Origin of the sequence: Bradyrhizobium sacchari (assembly GCF_002068095.1) — a bacterium.
GTDB classification, from domain to species: domain Bacteria; phylum Pseudomonadota; class Alphaproteobacteria; order Rhizobiales; family Xanthobacteraceae; genus Bradyrhizobium; species Bradyrhizobium sacchari.
Genome location: NZ_LWIG01000063.1, coordinates 178,058 through 198,164, shown reverse-complemented (window position 1 = coordinate 198,164; position 20,107 = coordinate 178,058). Strand labels below are relative to the sequence as shown.

Genomic DNA, 20,107 nt, shown 5'->3' with positions numbered 1-20,107 from the left:
TTACGGGAGATCTGGAGGACGCCTGGCCCGCGTCACGCGCCGCAGCACTCGCGACAGATCCTCGGCAGCATAAGGCTTATGCACGAGGTCGAATCCGTGCCGCCCCTCTTCGGCAAGGACTTCGCTGTAACCCGAGGTCAGCACCACCGGCACTTTCGGGTGGCGGCGCCGGATTTCCCGGCCGAGGTCAACCCCGTTCATTCCGGGCATGATCACGTCGGAGAACACCACGTCGAATCTGTCGGCCTCGTCGAGAAGCCTGAGCGCCTCGGTCGCATTCGTCGCCAGGGTCGTGTCGTAGCCGAGGTCTGCCAGGATTTGGGTCGAGGAGCGTCCAACCTCCACGTTGTCTTCCACCACGAGAACGCGGGGACCGCGGTCGCGCTCGGACAGCGCGTCGTCTTGATTGAGGTCGATCTCGGTCCGGTCCCTGTCCGATGCTGCCTCATGCGCGGCGCGAGGCAGGTAGAGCGTAAACGTGGTGCCACGGCCCACCTCGCTTTTGACCGCGACATCGCCGCCCGATTGCTTGGCAAAGCCGTAGACCTGGCTCAGGCCGAGGCCCGTGCCCTTACCCACTTCCTTTGTGGTGAAGAATGGCTCAAAGACATGCGCGAGTTTGTCCGTCGGGATGCCCGAGCCTGAATCGGTCAGCGACACGGCCACGAAAGGGGCGGGATTGCCGGCGTGCCCGCGTAGGGGCGGCATGGCGGCGATCTCGTCGATGCGGATGTGCAGGGTGCCCTCGCCGTTCATCGCGTCGCGCGCGTTGACGGCCATATTGACCAGCGCCGTCTCGAATTGACTGGCATCCGCCTCGATGGGGCAGCTCTCGCACGACATCTCCGTCTCGATCCGGATACGCGATCCCACGATCGTGCGGAGCATGTCGCTGATCGCCCGCACGCGTGCGGATGCGTCGAACACCTCGGGCTTGAGCGCCTGGCGCCGGGCGAACGCGAGAAGCTGACCGGTCAGCTTCGAAGCCCGGTCGACGGTATCGGAGATCGCGTCGACATAGCGGCGCCGGCGCTCCTCGGCGAGACCTGGACGGCGCAATAGGTCGGTGGAGCTCTTGATGATGGTCAGCAGGTTGTTGAAGTCGTGCGCTACGCCCCCTGTGAGCTGGCCCACCGCCTCCATCTTCTGGGCTTGCCGCAGGGCTTCCTCGGCATTCATCAGCTCGGCAGTCCGCTCTGTGACGCGCCGTTCCAGCGAGGCAGCGAGTTCCCGGATCTCCTGCTCCGCACGCCTGCGCTCGACGGCGGTTCGGGTACGCTCGGCAACTTCCCGGATGAACTCGAGCTCGTCCGGCGTCCACTCGCGCGCGGTCGCGTGATTGAGGTAGAGGAGCGCTACGATCCCGCCCCGTTCGGTCACGGGCATGTTCACGATGGATTGTGCACTGATCGCCTTGAGGGCGTGAGCGGTCGCAGCGGTACGCGGGTCCTTTTCGGCATCGGGAAACACCACCGTCTCGCCGCGCTTGAGATTCTCGATATACGAGCCGTAGTCACGAAAGTGCAGTACGCCGGCGAGGCTCCTGATTCCAGGCGCATTCCAGTCGCGCTCGATGCTGATCGTCTCGGCGGCCATGTCGATCGTGCCATAGCCTGCCCGGCTCACGCCGAGCGTACGCCCGAGTATCTCGGCCGCTGCGTAGGAGAGCTCGGTCGGGTCCGCGATATCGCGAATGCGGTCGGACAGCTCGAGGAGAGCAACGCGGCGCGCTTCGGCCAACCGCCGGTCCGTCTCGTCCCGTGCGATCTTGATGAACCCTCGCTCGCGTCCTTGGTCGTCACGCGGCAGCGGCCGCATCGAGCCTCTCAGGAACACACGCGAACCGTCAGCGCGTAGATGCCAGCGTTCGTCTGGAGCGAAGCCCTCCTTGCGTGCGATGGCGATCTCGGCCTCCGGTTGTCCCGATGCGCGGTCCTCGGGCGCGAAGATCGCGTCGGCCGAGTGGCCCATCATGTCGGCAGCCGTCCAGCCGAAGATCGTCTCCGCGCCCACCGACCAGCTCGTCACTCTTCGCTCCTGGTCGGTGGTGATGATGGCGTAGTCCTCTGCGCTGTCGACGACGAGCCGAAGTCTCTCTTCGCCTGCCCGCAGGGATTCGAGCCTGGCGCGGGCCTCGTACTGACGGAGCCGGCTGCGCAGGGCGGAGCGCGCGAGGCTGACGAGGGTCGTCGGATGAAAGGGCCGCTCCAGGAATGTAACGTTGCCCAGCAGTTCGAGAAAACGTTGCGCGGCCGGATTGCGCTCCAGCCCCCCGCCACCCGTCGTCAGCAGCACAAAGGGCATGTCCGACCAGTCTTCCTGATTGTCCAGCCAGGCGCCGAGTGGCGCGAGATCCGTCGTGGCCAATGCTTCCTCGGTGACCACGACGAAGCCGGCGCCTGCATCGAGTTCGGCGATGAGCGTGGGCAGTGACGGGCAGGGGTCCGCGGTCACCCCGGCCTCACGCAGGATCCCCGACGCAATGGCGGCGTCGCGTCCCCGCGGCGCGAGGACGAGCGCTCGCTCCGAAACCGTGCTGCGCTTCACGATTCCCCCGCCTTGAGCAGGTGCGCCGTCTCTCCGACTAGCGCAGGTACGCCGCTCAGAACACCCTGGAAGTTCGTCAGTGGGTCGCCCAATGTGAGGCCGCGTCGATCAATCAGGAACTCCCGGATCGTGTCCTCATGCGGACCGGTGCGCTTCTTGACGACCGACATCGCCCGGCGCACGCGACCGACCGCCTCGAAGTAGCGCAGCAGGATGACGGTGTCCGCCAGATAGGTGACGTCCACCGGTACGCGCATGTCGCCGACGAGCCCGTGCTGCGCGACGGTAAGGAATGTCGTGGCGCCCTGGCGGTTCAGGTATTGCAGGAGTTCGTGCATGTGAAGGACCAGCGCTTGTTCGCCGGGCATGGCGGCCTGGAAGCCGTTGAGACTGTCGATGACCACCGTCCGAGCGCCGTGAATCTCGACGCAGCGCCGTACGCGCGCGGAGAACTCGCCGGGCGTCAGCTCGGCGGCGTCGATTTGCTCGATGACGAGTTGGCCGGCATCTACCAGCGCCTGAAGATCGATGTTGAGGCCTTTCGCACGTTCGAACAGGACGCCCAATTCCTCGTCGAAGACGAACATGGCCGCGCGCTCGCCCCGATTTGCGGCCCCCTGGACGAAGGTGAGCGAAAGCAGCGACTTGCCCGCTCCTGTCGGACCGAGGACAAGAATGCTTGTGCCCCGCTCGACTCCTCCGCCGAGGAGAGCATCCAGTTTGCCGGACTCCGTCGTCAGAAGGTCACGCGCGTAATCCGCCTTGTGCTCGGCCGAGACGAGCCGCGGGAAGACCTGCACTCCCCCGGTCGCGATCGCGAAGTCGTGGAAGCCGCCGCGAAAAGGCCGCCCGCGATATTTGATGACGCGCATCCGTCGCCGCTCGGCGCCATACTCTGGAGCGGTTTCCTCCAAGCGGATCACGCCGTGAGCAACGGAATGCACCGTCCTGTCATTCAGATCGGTGGTGAGATCATCGAGAAGAAGAACTGTCGCTTCGGATCCCGCAAAATAGTGCTTCAGGCTCAATATCTGCCGCCGGTAGCGCAGCGAACTCTGGGCGAGCAGCCTGATCTCCGAGAGGCTGTCGAGCACGACCCTCTGCGGCTTTATGCGCTCGACGGTCTCGAAGATGCGCTTCGTCGTCTCGCCGAGTTCCAGATCGGAGGAATAGAGCAGGCTCTGCTGCTGATCCTCATCGAGCAGGTTCTCTGGAGGAATGAGCTCGAAGACCTCGATGCCCGACAAATCCCACCCGTGGGAGATCGCGCCGTCGCGCAGCTCGGCCTCGCTCTCGGACAGCGTGATGTAAACGCAGCGTTCGCCCGCCGCGGCTCCCTTGATCAAGAACTGGGTCGCGACTGTCGTCTTGCCGGTGCCTGGCGCACCTTCGAGCAGGAATGCGCGTCCACGCTGAAATCCTCCACCGAGGATGTTATCCAGCCCCTCGATGCCTGTGCTTGCCTGGCCTTCGACTCGTTGCGACACGCTGTTGTCCTTCACACTCTTATGCATTCGCCGGCCGCGAGCGAGCGAACTGGTCGACGGAAAAGCAGTGGTTGGCGCAAAGCACCCCCGCGGATGCGGTATTGGCCGCCAATTAGGAAGGTCGGCGAATGAGCGTATCCGCTAAGAAATAAACGCCCGCGCCCTAAGCTGGGTTCCCCTGCGCCGCAGTCCTGAACGACTTCGGGAGCCCTGCAATTAAAATCCAGCTGCTGGCGGGGTGTGCCCCCATACAAGGCCTTGCGTTGCCTGAAGGGCGAAACACCCAAGTTTAGGGCAATCCGACCTGCCGAAAACATTCCTCTTTACCGAAATTCTGAAAAAGCGTATTTGTTGCGGCATCCCGGCCCATGGAAGAGGGGCGTATCGCGATCGTCACGAACGCGGGCTGGGGGGTGGTGGACGCGGGTCACATCGGCGCGAACAGCTTCGCAGGGCGGGCGACCGTGAGCGAAGAGCTTGCGCCAACGACAGGTGTGATCTCGCGTACGGCAAAATCGTGTGGTCCTGACGCCCGGGGTCTGTGCGTCAAGTCCTGTGGTGATACGTGCGGCCCAACCGGGCCCTCGGATCAGTCATCCGCAAGGCGACGGGGGCAATAGTGCATCGCTCCCCGGGGAGAGCACGACATAAGCCGGAAGCCCGCTGCGCAGGGAAGGCCGGATGTTTGGCTTCACCTGTATGCCGCTGTGCAGATCTTCTGACTGCGAACTTCGCACAGTGGACCGTGGGTGCCAGCCGGCACCCGGCCTTCCCTGCGCCCTCTTTCAATTGAGGGTGAGATGACGGAAGCAAAGCTCGGGCGAGATGAGCCGCGAGATGGCGAAGATGTGTCTGAGATGAAGATGCGGGTTGAAAGAGCCAGGCCTGACCACATGCCCGTCATTGCGAGCGCAGCGAAGCAATCCAGACTGTTGTCGCGGAAAGATTCTGGACTGCTTCGCTGCGCTCGCAATGACGAGGTACCCCCAGGCATGAGAAAGCGCCCGTGGGGGGCGGGCGCTTTCTGTAGTCGACTTGGGGTTGGGGTCGTCTACATATCCACGTGGCGACTTTGGGGGGCTGGTAAAGAGCCGCGTGAATTCACAAAACTCGTCAGTTCTCCTTAGCGAACGAGGGACGCGTTCGAACTGGTGATAGCGACCGGCTTGCCGGCCTTGATGACGCGAGCCGTCTGGGTCAGACCTTCATCCGAACCCGAGCGTGCCGTGACGCCGAAGCCCGCCAGCGCGATCCCTGCGACGAGGGCGACGACCACAATCTTCAAATGGGTCGCGCGATCGGCGCTGTAGATCGAGTGGTTCATGGAAGCCTCCTGCCGCCATCTACCCGAAGTAGTCGCCAGCCGTTTCAGGCAGGTTCATGCTTCCGGTGCCCAACAACCTAGTATTGGGAGGATTCGTTCCCAAGAGGACATCACAAGAGCGTGATAGGACGTGAAAGATCGCGATCAAAAGCGATCCTAGGTCATCATTTTCTATAGTTATTTCAAGGATGTAATGTGATTTTTCGGTGCTTTTTCCGTCTTTGGTCCACAAGGCGCCAGGAACTCAAAAACCATTTGCCTGTGGCTGAAAAACACACGGCTTCTTAAGGCAAATCAGATGCTTCCGACCGTTTTCAACCTTGCCCGTGGGTGGATCTCCGCCTGCGACAGCACGGTGGTCTGGGCGCGGAACCGCTCGACGAGAGAGCGCACGAAGGGGCGAATTGCCGCAGAGGTGACCAGCACCGGCGCCTCGCCTTCACGGGCGGCGCGCTCGAATGCCTCGCGCACGGCGGTCATGAACTCCGACAGCTTCGAGGGCTGCATGGCGAGGCTGCGCTCCTCGCCCTGGCCGATGATGGATTCGGCGAAGGCCTGCTCCCACCGCGCCGACAGCGCGATCAGCGGTAGATAGCCGTTGTAGGACGTGTTCTGCGCACAGATCTGGCGCGCGAGGCGGGCACGGACGTGCTCGACCATGGTCGAGGGATTGCGCGAGAAGGCGAGCGAGTCGGCGATGCCTTCGAGAATCGTCGAGAGATCGCGGATCGAGATGCGCTCGGCGAGCAGCAGCTGCAGCACGCGCTGGATGCCGGAGACCGTGACCTGCCCGGGGACGATGTCCTTGACCAGCTCGCTCTGCTCCTTCGGCAGCTCCTTGAGCAGCTTCTGCACCTCGCCATAGGAGAGCAGGTCCGACATGTTGGCCTTGAGCAGCTCGGTGAGATGGGTCGAGAGCACGGTCGCGGCGTCGACGACGGTGTAGCCCTTGAGGGACGCTTCCTCCTTGAGGCTGGCATCGACCCAGGTCGCGGGCAGGCCGAAGGTCGGCTCGGTGGTGTGGATGCCGGGCACCTGAACCTGGCTGCCGCCGGGGTCCATGACCATGAACTGGTTCGGCCAGATCTTGCCGGTGCCGGCGTCGACCTCCTTGATCTTGATGATGTAGGTGTTGGCCTCGAGCTGGACGTTGTCGAGGATACGCACCGCCGGCATCACAAAACCCATCTCGATCGCGAGCGAGCGGCGTAGCGCCTTGATCTGCTCGGTGAGGCGGTCGGTGCCGTCGGGGCCGTTGACCAGGGGCAGCAGCGCATAGCCGAGCTCGATCTTGAGGTCGTCGATCTTGAGCGCGGCCGAGATCGGCTCTTCCACCGCTGCCGCGCCGGGCGCACCCGGTGCGCCGGTGGCAGGCGCGGCGTTGGCGGCTTCCTCTGTCTTCACGGCGGTGCGCTTGTGGTTGCGGGCGTGCCAGGCCAGCGCGCCGGCGCCGGCGCCGAGCGCCAGGAAGGGGATGGTCGGAATGCCCGGCAGGGCCGCCAGCACCAGCATGACCGCCGAAGACATCGCCAGCGCCTGCGGATAGCCGGAGAACTGCTTCATCAGCGCCTTGTCGGCGGCGCCGGACACGCCGGCCTTGGAGACGAGCAGGCCCGCGGCGGTCGAGACGATCAGCGCCGGCACCTGGGTGACGAGGCCGTCACCGACCGTCAGCAGCGTGTAGCTGCGGCCGGCGTCCGCGAAGGACATGCCCTGCTGCGCCACCCCGATGATCATGCCGCCGACGACGTTGATGAAAACGATCAAAAGGCCGGCGATGGCGTCGCCGCGGACGAATTTGGAGGCGCCGTCCATGGCGCCGAAGAAGCCGCTTTCGTCCTCCAGCTCCTTGCGCCGCTGCTTGGCGACCTTCTCGTCGATCAGGCCGGCGGAGAGATCGGCGTCGATCGCCATCTGCTTGCCGGGCATGGCGTCGAGGTGGAAGCGGGCGGCGACCTCGGCGATGCGGCCCGAACCCTTGGTGATGACAACGAAATTGACGATGATCAGGATGGCGAAGACGATGATGCCGATGACGAAATTGCCGCCCATCACGAAGCTGCCGAAGGCTTCGATGACGTGACCGGCGGCGTCCGTGCCCTCGTGGCCGTGCGACAGGATCAGGCGGGTCGAGGCCATGTTGAGCGACAGGCGCAGCATGGTCGAGATCAGCAGGATGGTCGGGAAGGCCGAAAATTCCAGCGGCGCCTGGATGAACAGCGAGGTCATCAGGATCAGGATCGAGAGCGTGATCGAGATCGCCAGGAACAGGTCCAGCACAATCGCGGGCAGGGGCAGGATCAGCACCACCAGGATGGTGAGGATGCCGAGGGCGAGCGCGATGTCGCCGCGCTTGAGGATGTTGACGATCTCGTTGAGGGAGGGGATGCCGGGCTTTCCGCCGCCTACGCCCTGTCCCGCGGTGACGTCGACCATGGTAGCTGCCTCCCCGCGCGACTGCCGGCCGCGCGCCCCAAACGTCTGCGCGGCGGCCGATGGGCCGCCGTTCCGAAAGTGAGGCACCGCACTGGCGTCCACGGGAGCTCCCGTTCTACGCGGCCGACGACACTCGACTTGACCCGGCAATTTTTGCCCGGTGTATGGTTAGCAAAGGGTTAACGGAAGGGGCGGCGGGAGGTCGGACCGGGGTGTTTCGGGGGGCTCCGCGTCGTTCCGGGGACGGCTCAAAGAGCCGAACCCCGGAACCTCGAGATTCTCAGGTGCGCAATTGCGCACCATAGTTCGATGCTGCGCGTCGCCCCGGAATGACGGTTGAGAGGGCCGCCCCCTACTTCGCCTTCTCCATCTTCGTCACCGTGAACCCCGAAGCCGCCTCCTCGGCCTCGAAGGTCACCTTGTCGCCGACCTTTACCTGCTTGAGCATGGCGGGCTCCTTGACGCGGTAGACCATGGTCATGGGCTCCTCCATGCCGAGGTTCTTGGCGGGGCCGTGCTTGAGGGTGATCTTGCCGGCGCTCTCGTCGATCTTCTTCACCTCGCCGCTGATCGAGGCGCTCTGTGCCGCGACCGCACCGAGCGTCAGGCCCAGCGTCAGCGCGAGCGTTGCGGTGATGCGCGTGATCGGTTTCATGGCTGTCTCCATTGCTTCAGTTCACGGTGACTTGGCCGACCATGCCGTAGTCGCGATGGCCGGGGATCAGGCAGGAAAATTCGAACGTGCCGGCCTTGGTGAACTTCCAGAGGATCTCGGCCGTCTTGTTCGGCGCCAGCCGCACCCCGTTGGGGTCGTCGTGCTCCATGTGCGGATGCTTCTTCATCACCTCGGCATGGGCGAGGTTCTCCTTGGTGGTGGCGAGCAGGAACTCGTGGTCCTCCTTGCCGACATTGCGCAGCACGAAGTGGACCTGCTCGCCGCGTTTGACCTCGATCTTGGCGGGAGAGTAGTCCATCTCGTTCATCAGAATTTCGATGGTGCGCGCGGGCTTCTTGGGATCGCCGGGCTCGCCGGCCGAAAAGCTCCCGTGATCGTGCTGTTCGTGGGCAAGGGCCGGTGCGATCGAAAGCGCAGCCAGCGCGAGTCCGAGCTTGATAGGCTTCTTCACTGTAGTCTCCGGTTGGTGGTTCATCGAAACGCTCACATCTTCATGTTCTTCATCGGCGGACTGCCGGGTTCTTGCCGCGCCGGCTCTGCGGCCGGCGCCGTGACCTCGTAGGCGACCGTGCCTTGCGGGAATTTGTATGGACCGGGATCGCGGTAATCGTCGCGCGCGAGGTCCTCGCGGATCTTCATCACGGTGAACATTCCGCCCATCTCGATCGGGCCGAACTGGCCGGTGCCGGTCATCATCGGCAGCGTGTTGTCGGGTGCGGGCATCTCCATGTTGCCCATGGCCATGCCGGTCGAGCCCATCGCCATGCCGTCAGGCGCGAGCTTGCCGACGGCCTTGGCGAGGTCCTTGCGCGACACGCCGATCAGATTGCGCACCTCGTGGCCCATCGCGTTCATGGTGTGGTGCGACTTGTGGCAGTGGAACGCCCAGTCGCCGGGATTGTCGGCGAGCACGTCGAAGACGCGCACCGCGCCGACCGGCACGTCAGTGGTCGTTTCGGGATATTGCGCGCTCTCCGGGACCCAGCCGCCGTCGGTGCAGGTCACTGCAAAGCTGTGGCCGTGCAGGTGGATCGGATGGTTGGTCATGCTGAGATTGCCGATGCGCACGCGCACCTTGTCGCCGAGGCGCACCGGCAAGGGGTCGATGCCGGGAAACACCCGCGAATTCCAGGTCCACATGTTGAAGTCGGTCATCTCGTTGACCTGCGGCAAATAGGTGCCGGGATCGACGCGATAGGTGCTCATCACGAAAACATAGTCGCGGTCGACGGGCCGGAAATTCGGATCGCGCGGGTGCACGACGACCATGCCCATCATGCCCATCGCCATCTGCACCATCTCGTCGGAATGCGGGTGGTACATGAAGGTCCCGCTCTTCTTCATCTCGAATTCGTAGACGAAGGTCCTGCCCGGCTCGATGTGCGGCTGGTTCAGTCCGCCGACGCCGTCCATGCCGCTCGGCACGATCATGCCGTGCCAGTGCACGGTGGTGTATTCGGGCAGGCGGTTGGTGACGAAGATGCGGACCTTGTCGCCCTCGACAGCCTCGATGGTCGGACCCGGTGACTGGCCGTTATAGCCCCACAAATTCACCTTCATGCCTTCCGCGAATTCGCGCACCACGGGTTCGGCGACGAGGTGGAATTCCTTCCAGTCGCCGTTCATGCGGAACGGCAGCGACCAGCCGTTCAGCGTGACCACGGGGCGATAGTCGGGCCCGCTCGTGGGGTGCAGCGGCGGTTGCATCACCACCTTGTCCATGGTGGGCGCTTCCGGAATCGATGCGGCCTGGACGCGGCCGCTGATCGCCGACGCACCCGCAAGCGCGGCGCTGCCCAGAAATCCTCTGCGGGAAAACATGCTGGCCTCCATCTCAGTGATCGCCATCGGCAGAGGCTGCTGCGGCGATGGTGGTTGCGTTGTCGCCGCCGGAGGCCGGCGAGCCGCCGCCGTTGACGGCGGTCTGCAAGTCGGACTGCGCGAGGAAGAACCTCTGCCTGGCATCGATGGCACCGCGCAGCGACGCCAGGCGCTGCCGCGCCTCGGTCAGCAGCGCAAAGATATCGACCTGCATGCTGGAGAAACGCAGCTGCATCTCCTCGGTGATGATCTTGCGCAGGGGAACGATCTCGCGCTGGAAGTGGCTGGCGATGTCGTAGGTGGATCGGTAAACGCGATAAGCGTCTCGCGCCTCCGAGCGAACGTTCACGGCGCGCTCGGTCAGGCGGTTGAAGGCGAGATTGTAGGTCTCCGCCGCCTGCCGCACGCGGACCTCACCGCCGTCGAAGATCGGGATCTGGAACTGAACGTCGAAGCCGCGTTCGCGGAACGGCGGGCCCTCCGGATCCTGGGTGCGGCGGGAGATGCCGGCGAGATCGAGCAGCGTCACGAAGCGCGTCGCCTCGGTGAGGTTCAACGCTTTCGCCAGCGCAGTCAGCTCGAGCCGCGCGATCTGCAGGTCGATGCGATGGGCGACCGCGTCGGCCTCGATCGAGGGCAGGGCCTGCGGCTGGCGCGGCAACGGCGGCAATTGATTGGGCAGGCGGAAGTCGAGGCCGTCGTCCCACAGCCCCATCAGGCGCGCTAATCTTTCGCGCGTGCTCGTCGCGGCCTGCCGCGCGGTCGCGAGGTCTGCGGTGGTCTCGGCGTAGAATACCTGCTCGCGGGCCTGGTCGAGCTTGTTGAGCGAGCCGGTCTCGCCGAGCTTGACGGCGAGCTGGGCCGTCGATTCCGCCGTCGCCTTCGCGTCCGTCAGCAGCACCACCAGCTCGTTGCAGGTGACTGCGCGGACATAGGCGCGGCGCACGTCGGCCGCGAGCCGCAACGTCGCCAGCGCCGCGCGCAATTGCGCCTGGCGGAAACGGTCGCGGGCGATCTCGGAACGGAACGGCAATGTCGCGAGGGCGAGGATGTCGCCGACGACTTGGCGCTCGATCTCGTTCGCACCATTGCCCGAGATCCGCGAGATCGAGAGCACGGGATTGGGCGGCAGGCTCTGCTCGACCAGCTCGGTTTCGGACAGCGCCAGCTCGTTATAGGCGGCTTGTAGCCCCTTGTTGTTGAGCAGGGCGATCTGCACGGCGGTCTCGATGGTGAGCGTGCGCGCCAGCAACCGGCGGACGGTCGCGCCAACGGCCTCGGCGCCTTCGGCCGTTCGGACGAAGGCGACGTCCTTGTTGATGGTCTGGCCGGTGAGGTCCGAGACTGTCGTCATGCCGCCGTCCGGCGAGAACGCCATGCAGCCCGAGAGCCCGAACGCGGCGAGCATGAGGAGGCCGCGCGGGAGATGATGTGCCATGGCGCGCTCCTACCGGTCTTGCTTCGGCTGTGGAGTGACGGCGTCGTTGCGGTCGCACCAAGGCGCCGGCGTCGCGGGCCGCAGGCTGGTATAGGGCGCGATGGTCGGCCGATAGCCGACACGCGCCACCTTCGCCGCCGGATCGGCGGGGTCGGCGCTGGCCACTTGCGTGGTGGCCGGCACGCAGCCGGACAGCGCCAGAGCAACCACGGCCAGTAACGGCCAATTCAATAGAAAATGTCGTCCCCCCACCGCAGATGCGGCGGCGGACTTCGCTCCGGAAAGCGCAAGCATGATTTATCCCTGATCTGAAGCCCACAGGTTCGCGCGCGCGGATGCGCGTTCGGACCGAAATCGTTGCGTCAGATCAGACGATGGGGGGGCGGTAGTGCTGGGGTGGCGCCGTGCTGTGCAGGCTGGCCACGATCTCGGGCGCGCAGGTCGATTTCGGCTGGGCCGGTGTGGCGACGCTGGGCAGATCGGCTGGCAGCGCGCTGACGCACATCATCGCGCAGCACGGGCCTACGGTTCCCTTGCCGCCATGCTGATGCGGGGCGGGTGCGTCCTTTGCGGCCGTCTGGTGCTGCGCGTGAGTTCCCGCATGCTCGTGCGAGGCATGGCCATGCTGATGGCTCGCCATCTGGTGATGCACAGGCACGAGGTCTGCGAGGAGCGCGTCGTCGAGGCATGGCGCGGGACCAGTCCGCCAGGCGAGGCTTGCCGCCGGCGCGAGCACGCAGAACAGATAGGCGAGGGCGATGATCCGCCCCACCTTGATCCGCATCGATCGCGTCAATCGCAACAGCATTCCGCCGATAGGCTCCTCGCGCGGCAACGTTGCACACGCAGATTGCAAACTAATGGCAAAACGCGCCTTCGCCAAGCTCCTTCTTACCGCAGTGCACCGCGCATGCCCAATATATCGCCACGTTGCTTGACCGTGTGGCGATCCGCGGGCCATGGTCCGGCCCGTGCACGCGCCAAATCATCCCGAACAAAAACCTGATTCGTTCAGCCCTGATTCCCGTCAGGCCTGGATACGGCTCGTCATTGCGCTGGTGATCGGCTCGATCGGCGGCGTCGGCATGTGGGCGATCGTGGTGATGATTCCCGCGGTGCAGGCCGAATTCGCCGCCACGCGCGGCGCGGTGTCGCTGGCCTTCACGCTCATGATGTTCGGCTTCGGGCTCGGCGGCGTGATCGCCGGCAAGATCACGGACCGGTTCGGCATCGTGCCGGCGATGGCGATCAGCATCGCCTTCCTCGGTGTCGCCAATACGCTGGCGGGACTTTCGACGCAGCTCTGGCAGTTCATCGCGGCCTATTTCCTGATCGGGCTCGGGACGTCGGCGACGTTCGCGCCGCTGATGGCAGAAGCCTCGCACTGGTTCGAGCGTTATCGCGGGCTCGCCGTGACCATCGTTGCCAGCGGCAATTATTTCGCCGGAACGATGTGGCCCCCGATTGTCAATTGGGGCATGCAGTCGATCGGCTGGCGCCACACCCATATCGGCATCGGCCTCGTCTGTGTCGGCCTGATGACGATCCTGGTGCTGGTCCTGCGCGCGCAGATGGGCGACGCCCAGGCGCACGACCACGCAAATGCGCCGCCGCCGCGGGTCGACCTCAAGCTTTCGACCAACACGCTGACGGTACTGCTCTCGATCGCCAGCATCTCCTGCTGCGTCGCCATGGCGATGCCGCAGGTCCACATCGTCGCCTATTGCGGCGATCTCGGTTACGGCGTCGCCCGCGGCGCCGAGATGCTGTCGCTGATGATGGCCTGCGGCATCGTCAGCCGCATCGGCTCGGGATTCCTTGCCGACAAGATCGGCGGCATCCGCACGCTGCTGGTGGGGTCGCTGGCGCAAGGTTTTGCGCTGGTGTTCTATTTGTTCTTCGACAGCCTCGCTTCGCTCTATCTGATCTCCGCGATGTTCGGCCTGTTCCAGGGCGGCATCGTGCCGAGCTACGCCATCATCGTGCGCGAGGCGATGCCGGCGAGCGAGGCCGCAACCCGCGTCGGCATCGTGATCTTCGCCTCCGTGTTCGGCATGTCCTTCGGCGGCTGGGTGTCGGGCGTCATTTTCGATGCCTCCGGCTCCTACGGCGCAGCCTTCGCCAACGGCGTCGCCTGGAACGCGCTCAACATCGGCATCGTCGTGCTGCTGCTGATCCGCTCGCGGATGGGCTCGGTCAAAAGTGGTCCGAGTTTTGCCACTTAGACGGCCTGTCCCGCCTTCAGCAGCGAGCAGCCGGTGATCTTGTAGCTGCCGTCCGACTGCTGCTCGAGCGTGTAGAGCGCCTCCCAGGCTTCGCCATTGGCGTCGATGATATGGACGCGCTGGGCGATCCAGCTTCCTTCACTCTTGCTCTCGCCAAATTCAAAACTCTTGTGACGATAGACCGGTGCGTAGCCGTTCTGCACCATGGACATGAAGATGTCCGGTGCGGGGAATATCTCCTTGATCGCCGGTGCCGCATAGGAATAAGCGGCCGTGGCATCGTCGCGGACGAAGGCCTGCTCCTGGGCGCGGATAACGCCCTGGGCCGTCGCGACATCGTCAGCGCGTGCTGAAGGGACGCTGAAGGCGACACAGAGGGCGACGAGCAAGGCGGCGATGCGCATGGCAGGCTCCGCGTTGAGATCCAGGCGATGCTGATCCTAGCACGGCCTTTGGGAAATACGGGCGTGCTATCGCTTCCGTTTCGCCGCCGGTTTCGCGGGCTTGGCAACGCGGGCCTTGGCGCCAGCGGTCGGCTGCACCCGCAGGCCGTCGACGAAGACGTCGAGCATCCGAAGCACCGAGGATTGCCAACCGGGCTGGTCGTGCATGTAGCACATGCCGAAGAATGCGCGCAGCAAGTCCTCGGGACTGATGTCGGCGCGCATCTCGCCGGCCGCGACGGCCCGATGGAGCAGCGAGCCGATCGCCGTGGTCAGGCGCTCGAAGGAGAAGGCATGCAGCTCGGACCCGCTCTGCACTGCGAGTGCCAGGGCTGCCACCATGCCCTTCTTGGTGGCAACGAATTCGACACCTGAGCGCAGCCAGCGCCTGAGCGCATCGACCGGGTCCTTCGTAGTCTTCAATTGCTCGGCGAGTTCGCTGAGCTGCTCGACCTCGCGCCGGTACACCGCCTCGAACAGATCCTCGCGCGTCGGGAAATGCCGGTAGAGCGTGCCGATGCCGACGCCGGCACGTTTGGCCACGGCCTCAAGGCTCGCCTCGGGGCCGCCGGCGTTGAAGACGGCCTTCGCCGCCTCGAGCACGCGTTCGCGATTGCGCAGGGCGTCGGCGCGAGGCTTTCGAGTTTGGTCGGTCTGGTCGTCCATATCAGGCAATGTAGATCACGAATTGGTTAGATTGAACCCTCACAGGCTGCATCGCGTTGTAGGCGCATGGGCTTTTGACGATTTCCAAATATTTTTCCGTGGGCCTTGTTAAACGGAGGGTGCCTCCGTATCTTCGTCGAGATGTTGGCCGGGTTCCGCCTGGCTGGCGCGTGTCGAACGGCGGCCACGGCGGTGGCGCGCTGCGCGATGACTCATGTCCATATCTGATCGGAGCCCTGTATGAACCACTCCATCAGCCTCACCGTGAACGGTGCGCGGCGCGACTTCGTCCTCGACGATCCGCGTGTCACGCTGCTCGATCTCCTGCGTGAGCGCCTCCATCTGACCGGAACCAAAAAGGGATGCGACCGCGGCCAGTGCGGCGCCTGCACCATTCTTGTCGACGGCAAGCGCATCAATTCCTGCCTCGCGCTCGCCATCAGCCATGACGGCGCCGACATCCTCACCATCGAAGGCGTCGCGCGCGGCGACCAGCTTCACCCTGTCCAGGCCGCTTTCATCGCCCATGACGGTTTCCAGTGCGGCTTCTGCACGCCCGGCCAGATCATGAGTGCGATCGGCATGATGCGCGAGGCCCAGGCCGGCAACGATCCCGAACGCATCCGCGAATGCATGAGCGGCAATCTCTGCCGCTGCGGCGCCTATGCCGGCATCGTCGATGCCGTGCTGGAAGCGCAGGCCGGGATGGACGAATCCAACCAGAGGCGCTCCGCATGAAATCGTTCGATTATGTCAGGCCGGCCACGGTTGCTGAAGCCGTTGCCGCCGCCGCGCAGCCGGGTGCGGTCTATCTCGCCGCCGGCACCAACCTGCTCGATCTGATGAAAGGCGGCGTCAGCCGTCCGGATCGGCTGGTCGATGTCACGCATCTCGACGGGCTCGACGCAATCGAGACCCTCGCCGACGGGTCGTTGCGTATCGGTGCGCTCGTCAGCAACGCCGATCTCGCGCATGACGCAAACTTCGCGAAGTCCTACCCGGCCGTCGCCGAAGCACTGCTCTCGGGCGCGTCGGCGCAACTGCGCAATGCCGCCACCGTCGGCGGCAATCTGTTGCAACGGACGCGCTGCGCGTATTTCTACGACACCGCCAGCCGCTGCAACAAGCGCGAGGCCGGCACCGGCTGCGACGCCCGCGACGGCGAGAACCGCAGCCATGCCGTGCTCGGCTGGAGCGAGAACTGCATCGCCACCCATCCGTCCGACTTCTGTGTACCGCTCGTCGCGCTCGACGCCGTGGTCGAGATCGAAGGCAGGAGCGGACGGCGCGAGATTGCACTCGACGAGCTGCATCGCCTGCCGGGCAACACGCCCGAGCGCGACTCCGCACTCGATCCCGGCGACCTCATCGTCGCGGTGCGCCTGCCGCCCGCAGCGCGTGTATTTTCCACGCATGCGCGTTACCTCAAGGTTCGCGAGCGCACCTCCTATGCCTTCGCGGTCGTCTCGGCCGCGGCTGCGTTGCGGATCGAGAACGGCAAGGTCGCGGAGGCACGGGTGGCGCTGGGCGGCGTCGCCGCAAAACCCTGGCGTGCCCGGCCTGCGGAAGACGTCTTGAGGGGGGTCGCGCCGACGGCGGACGCCTTCCAGGAAGCCGCCTGGCGCGCGCTTGCCGACGCAAAACCGTCCGGCGACAACGCCTTCAAGATTGAGCTCGCGCGCCGCATCGTCGTGCGCGCGCTTCTGCTCGCTGCGGCCGGTACGCCCGCGCGCCTGCCGGCATTGCCGGCCTCTCCCTTTGCCTCGACCTCCGGAGCCATTCATGCCTGAGCTCAATCTCACCAGCGCTCCCGCCCATCTGCGGCACGGCTCGAACATCGGCCAGCCGCTGACCCGCCGCGACGGCGTCCTCAAGGTCAAGGGGCAGGCGACCTACGCCGCCGACAATCATCCGCCCGGCATGCTGTTTGCGGTGATGGCCGTCTCCAGCATTTCGCGCGGCCGGGTGGCCTCGCTCGATGTTGCGGCAGCCAAGCGGCATCCCGGCGTCGTCGACGTCATGACGTCGAGCCACAAGCCGCCTCTTGCGATAGACCCCGAGATCAAGACCAATCCGTTCGTGTTCCGGATGGAGGTGTTGCAGAGCGACGAGGTTCGCTACGCCGGCCAGCCGATCGCCGTCGTGATCGCCGAGACGCTGGAGTCGGCGACGGAAGGTGCGTTGCTGCTGGCGCCGCGCTATGAGACGCTGCCGGCGCTCGTAGGGCTCGATGCCGGCGAGAGCTTCGTGCCGCCGGTCGTCGGCGTCGGCAATCCCTCGGAGGTTCACCGCGGCGATGTCGAGGCGGGCCTCGCCTCGGCCGAGAAGCAGATCGACGCGACCTACGAGACGCCGCCGCAATATCACAACGCGATGGAGCCGCACGCGATCGTCGCCTCCTGGGACGGCGACCGTCTGCAGATCGACATGCCGACCCAGGGCCTGATGCTGTCGCTGGCGCGCATCGCCGAATTGTTCGGCATCGCGCACGACAAGATCCACATCCGCAGTCCGTTCCTGGGCGGCGGCTTTGGCTCCAAGGGATTGATGTCCGGCCCGCCGACGCTCGGCATCATGGCGGCAAAGCTCGTCGGCAGGCCCGTGAAGCTGGTCCTGCGCCGTGAGCAGATGTACGGCCCGGTCGGCCACCGCGCGCCGACGCGGCAGCGCCTGCGCATCGGCGCCGACGGCGAGGGGCGCCTGACCGCGCTCGATCACCACGCGCGAACCGTGTCGAGCACGTTCGACGATTTCTACGAACCCGCCGCCGATGCCTCGCACACGCTCTATGCGGCGCCCGCGATCCGCACCTCGCACGACGCCGTGCGCGTCAACACCGGCACGCCGCTGTTCATGCGCGCGCCGGGCGAGGCGACGGGCTCGATTGCGCTCGAAAGCGCGATCGACGAGATCGCCTGGGCCTGCGGCATGGATCCGCTCGCCTTCCGCCTGAAGAACTACGCGGAAGTCGAGCCGATCAGCGGCAAGCCGTTCTCGTCCAAGGCACTGCGTGCCTGCTACGAGCAGGGCGCGGCGCGGTTCGGCTGGGCGAAGCGCTCGCTCCGGCCGCGGCAGATGCGCGACGATGCTGGTCTTCTGGTCGGCTGGGGCACGGGCACCGCGACCTTCCCGGCGCTGATGTTCCAGGCCCAGGCACGTGCAGCGATCCGCCGCGACGGCTCCGGCGTGATGGAAATTGGCGCGCATGACATGGGGCAGGGGGCGTGGACGGCGCTCGCCCAGATCGCGGCCGATGCCGTCGGCCTCGACATCGACCGCGTCGAATTCAAGGCCGGCACGTCCGACCTGCCCGATGCCGGCATTGCCGGCGGCTCGGCGCACACGGCAACGGCCGGTGCGGCGATCCACAGCGCCGGCGCGGCCGTGATCGCAAAGCTTGCTGATCTCGCCACGAACGACGAGCGTTCGCCGCTCTTCGGCGCCGGCAATGCTGGCGTGATCGCACGGGACGGCAGGTTGGTCCGTCGCGACGATGAGAGCCGCAGCGAAAGCTATGCCGAGATCCTGGCGCGCGCCGGCCTTGCCGAGGTCGAGGCCAGCGGTACCGGCGCGCCGAATCCTGCGGCAATGGAAGAATATGCGATGCACGCCCATGGCGCGGTGTTCGCCGAGGTGAAGGTCGATCCCGAGCTCGGCCAGGTCCGCGTCACCCGGATGGTCGGCGCCTTCGCCGCCGGGCGGATCGTCAATCCGCACCTGGTGAAGAGCCAGCTGTTCGGAGGCATGATCTGGGGCATGTCCTTTGCGCTGCACGAGGAAGCCATCACCGATCGCCGCAGCGGCCGCATCATGAATGCCAATCTCGGCGAGTACCACATTCCCGTGAATGCCGACGTGCCGCCACTCGACGTGATCACGGTCGAGGAACACGACCCGCATGTGAACGCGCTCGGCATCAAGGGCGTCGGCGAGATCGGCATCACCGGCAGCGCCGGCGCGATCGCCAACGCCGTCTGGCACGCCACCGGTGTGCGCGTCCGCCGCTTCCCGATCCGGATCGAGGATTTGCTGACGCAGTCCTGAAGGGCCCTGTGGCGCTGAGTCTCTCGCGCTCAGCGCCACAAGAAGGCAGCCTCGTCGGCTCCGGCCGCGAGCTGCCGGCTAGCGTATCGAGCCCCGAAAATTGTCGATGTCGGGCGAGGGACGGGCCGGAAACAGCCGTGCGGTCGAGGAGTTGTCGAGCCTTCGCTTGCACTTCGCCTCGTCGTCGGTCTCCTTGCCGCTGCGCTTCGTCGCGAACGCGTCGTCGAGGCGGTTGACGATCAGCATGGCGTGATCGCGCTCCAGCGTGTCCGGGTTCTTGCGCTGTTCGTCGGAGCGGAAGCTGCCGCCGACGATCTTGCCCTTCACGTCGTAGTCGCAGCCGGCCTTCCAGTCGCCCTGGTCCCATTTCCAGCCCTGCGCGTTCAGCCGGCCGTCCTTGTCGACCGTGATCTTGATGATGGCGTTGTGGGCGAGCCAGACACCGGCGAGGCCCGCGCGCTTGTCGTCAAAGCCCTCGAGCAGCGCGATCCGCTCGCGCTGGAGGGCATCGACATGGTCGCGCGCGTCGGCCGTGAAGTGCATCTCGTAGGTCCGCTTCTCCCAGGCCGGGTGGAGAAATTCGGGGAACTCCACGGCCTGCGCGTGCACCCAGTTGCGCTGGTCTTCGGTCAGCGCACGCCGCGTCGCGTCGTCGAGGCGCGGCAGCAGTGCCTTCCAGGCGCGGTTCAGTCGCTGGTCGTTGTCGGCAAGCTCGGGGTCGGAGCAGATCTCTTCGTCCGTCGCCGTCACCGGACGCACGCAGTCGAAGCTCGGCGCGACGAACGAGATCTCGGCCTTCTCGGCCACGTCGGCCCTGCCGCTCGCGAAATAGGTGCCGGTGATCTGCCACAGATAGTCGCAATCATCGCGATCGCCGGTCGTATCATCGCCGCCGAAGATGACGACGCGCAGGGTCTCGCCTTGGCGGCGGAGCTTGATCGCCGGCAACTTTGCCGGCTTGGCGTCCGGTCCGCTCGCCGATGATGCTGCATTCGCCGGC

At 65.5% G+C, this 20,107-nt stretch carries 17 protein-coding genes; 4 read left to right on the top strand and 13 right to left on the bottom strand.

Going from position 1 to position 20,107, the window contains the following annotated elements; genetic code table 11:
• The 10 genes from A5906_RS38310 to A5906_RS38260 form a co-directional block, all read right to left on the bottom strand.
• Nucleotides 1-2,547 (bottom strand): ATP-binding protein, encoded by a 2,547-nt coding sequence (locus A5906_RS38310; RefSeq protein ID WP_167523758.1) that lies wholly within the window; start codon nucleotides 2,545-2,547, stop codon nucleotides 1-3.
• Entirely contained in the window at nucleotides 2,544-4,061 is a 1,518-nt protein-coding gene (locus A5906_RS38305; protein WP_186465195.1) for an ATPase domain-containing protein, read from the bottom strand. Before A5906_RS38305 ends, A5906_RS38310 begins: the two co-directional genes overlap by 4 nt.
• Nucleotides 4,062-5,157: 1,096 nt before the next feature.
• Complete coding sequence (locus A5906_RS38295; protein ID WP_080140266.1) at nucleotides 5,158-5,358, bottom strand: hypothetical protein; 201 nt, start codon at nucleotides 5,356-5,358, stop codon at nucleotides 5,158-5,160.
• 294 nt (nucleotides 5,359-5,652) lie between these two features.
• Complete coding sequence (gene flhA / locus A5906_RS38290) at nucleotides 5,653-7,794, bottom strand: flagellar biosynthesis protein FlhA (RefSeq protein ID WP_080140265.1); 2,142 nt, start codon at nucleotides 7,792-7,794, stop codon at nucleotides 5,653-5,655.
• 352 nt (nucleotides 7,795-8,146) lie between these two features.
• Nucleotides 8,147-8,449, bottom strand: coding sequence for a copper-binding protein (locus A5906_RS38285; RefSeq protein ID WP_080140299.1), 303 nt, complete (start codon nucleotides 8,447-8,449; stop codon nucleotides 8,147-8,149).
• A gap of 16 nt (nucleotides 8,450-8,465) precedes the next feature.
• Nucleotides 8,466-8,945 carry a cupredoxin domain-containing protein gene (locus A5906_RS38280; RefSeq protein ID WP_186465194.1) on the bottom strand — a complete coding sequence of 160 codons (480 nt, stop codon included), beginning with the start codon at nucleotides 8,943-8,945 and terminating at the stop codon, nucleotides 8,466-8,468.
• An 8-nt stretch (nucleotides 8,946-8,953) separates the two neighbouring features.
• A complete protein-coding gene (locus A5906_RS38275; protein WP_080140298.1) occupies nucleotides 8,954-10,291 on the bottom strand; it encodes a multicopper oxidase family protein in 1,338 nt (445 codons plus the stop codon).
• A 13-nt stretch (nucleotides 10,292-10,304) separates the two neighbouring features.
• Nucleotides 10,305-11,729 carry a TolC family protein gene (locus tag A5906_RS38270; protein ID WP_080140263.1) on the bottom strand — a complete coding sequence of 475 codons (1,425 nt, stop codon included), beginning with the start codon at nucleotides 11,727-11,729 and terminating at the stop codon, nucleotides 10,305-10,307.
• Between the two features lie 9 nt (nucleotides 11,730-11,738).
• Nucleotides 11,739-12,023 carry a hypothetical protein gene (locus A5906_RS38265; protein ID WP_080140262.1) on the bottom strand — a complete coding sequence of 95 codons (285 nt, stop codon included), beginning with the start codon at nucleotides 12,021-12,023 and terminating at the stop codon, nucleotides 11,739-11,741.
• Nucleotides 12,024-12,096: 73 nt separating this feature from the next.
• Nucleotides 12,097-12,537, bottom strand: coding sequence for a hypothetical protein (locus tag A5906_RS38260; protein ID WP_080140297.1), 441 nt, complete (start codon nucleotides 12,535-12,537; stop codon nucleotides 12,097-12,099).
• Between the two features lie 151 nt (nucleotides 12,538-12,688).
• Here A5906_RS38260 and A5906_RS38255 point away from each other — a divergent pair, with 151 nt between their 5' ends.
• Nucleotides 12,689-13,954: an MFS transporter gene (locus A5906_RS38255; protein ID WP_080140261.1), complete on the top strand. Its 1,266-nt coding sequence runs from the start codon at nucleotides 12,689-12,691 to the stop codon at nucleotides 13,952-13,954.
• Here the strand turns inward: A5906_RS38255 and A5906_RS38250 are convergent.
• On the bottom strand, nucleotides 13,951-14,358 hold the full coding sequence (locus A5906_RS38250; RefSeq protein ID WP_080140260.1) for a DUF4864 domain-containing protein: 408 nt from the start codon (nucleotides 14,356-14,358) through the stop codon (nucleotides 13,951-13,953). The two genes, A5906_RS38255 and A5906_RS38250, sit on opposite strands and share 4 nt — an antisense overlap.
• A 66-nt stretch (nucleotides 14,359-14,424) precedes the next feature.
• Nucleotides 14,425-15,063, bottom strand: coding sequence for a TetR/AcrR family transcriptional regulator (locus A5906_RS38245; protein WP_080140259.1), 639 nt, complete (start codon nucleotides 15,061-15,063; stop codon nucleotides 14,425-14,427).
• Nucleotides 15,064-15,303: 240 nt separating this feature from the next.
• Between A5906_RS38245 and A5906_RS38240 the strand changes: the two genes are divergently transcribed.
• Genes A5906_RS38240 through A5906_RS38230 form a run of 3 tightly spaced genes read left to right on the top strand, consistent with a single transcriptional unit; the run spans nucleotide 15,304 to nucleotide 19,107 of the window.
• Nucleotides 15,304-15,801: a (2Fe-2S)-binding protein gene (locus A5906_RS38240; RefSeq protein WP_080140258.1), complete on the top strand. Its 498-nt coding sequence runs from the start codon at nucleotides 15,304-15,306 to the stop codon at nucleotides 15,799-15,801.
• Nucleotides 15,798-16,853, top strand: coding sequence for an FAD binding domain-containing protein (locus tag A5906_RS38235; protein ID WP_080140257.1), 1,056 nt, complete (start codon nucleotides 15,798-15,800; stop codon nucleotides 16,851-16,853). The genes A5906_RS38240 and A5906_RS38235 overlap by 4 nt, the downstream gene beginning before the upstream one ends.
• Nucleotides 16,846-19,107: a xanthine dehydrogenase family protein molybdopterin-binding subunit gene (locus tag A5906_RS38230; protein WP_080140256.1), complete on the top strand. Its 2,262-nt coding sequence runs from the start codon at nucleotides 16,846-16,848 to the stop codon at nucleotides 19,105-19,107. Before A5906_RS38235 ends, A5906_RS38230 begins: the two co-directional genes overlap by 8 nt.
• A 78-nt stretch (nucleotides 19,108-19,185) precedes the next feature.
• On the opposite strand, the gene A5906_RS43450 is transcribed toward A5906_RS38230, so the two are convergent.
• The coding region (locus A5906_RS43450; protein WP_201723822.1) for a lysozyme inhibitor LprI family protein at nucleotides 19,186-20,107 on the bottom strand (922 nt) is incomplete at its 5' end.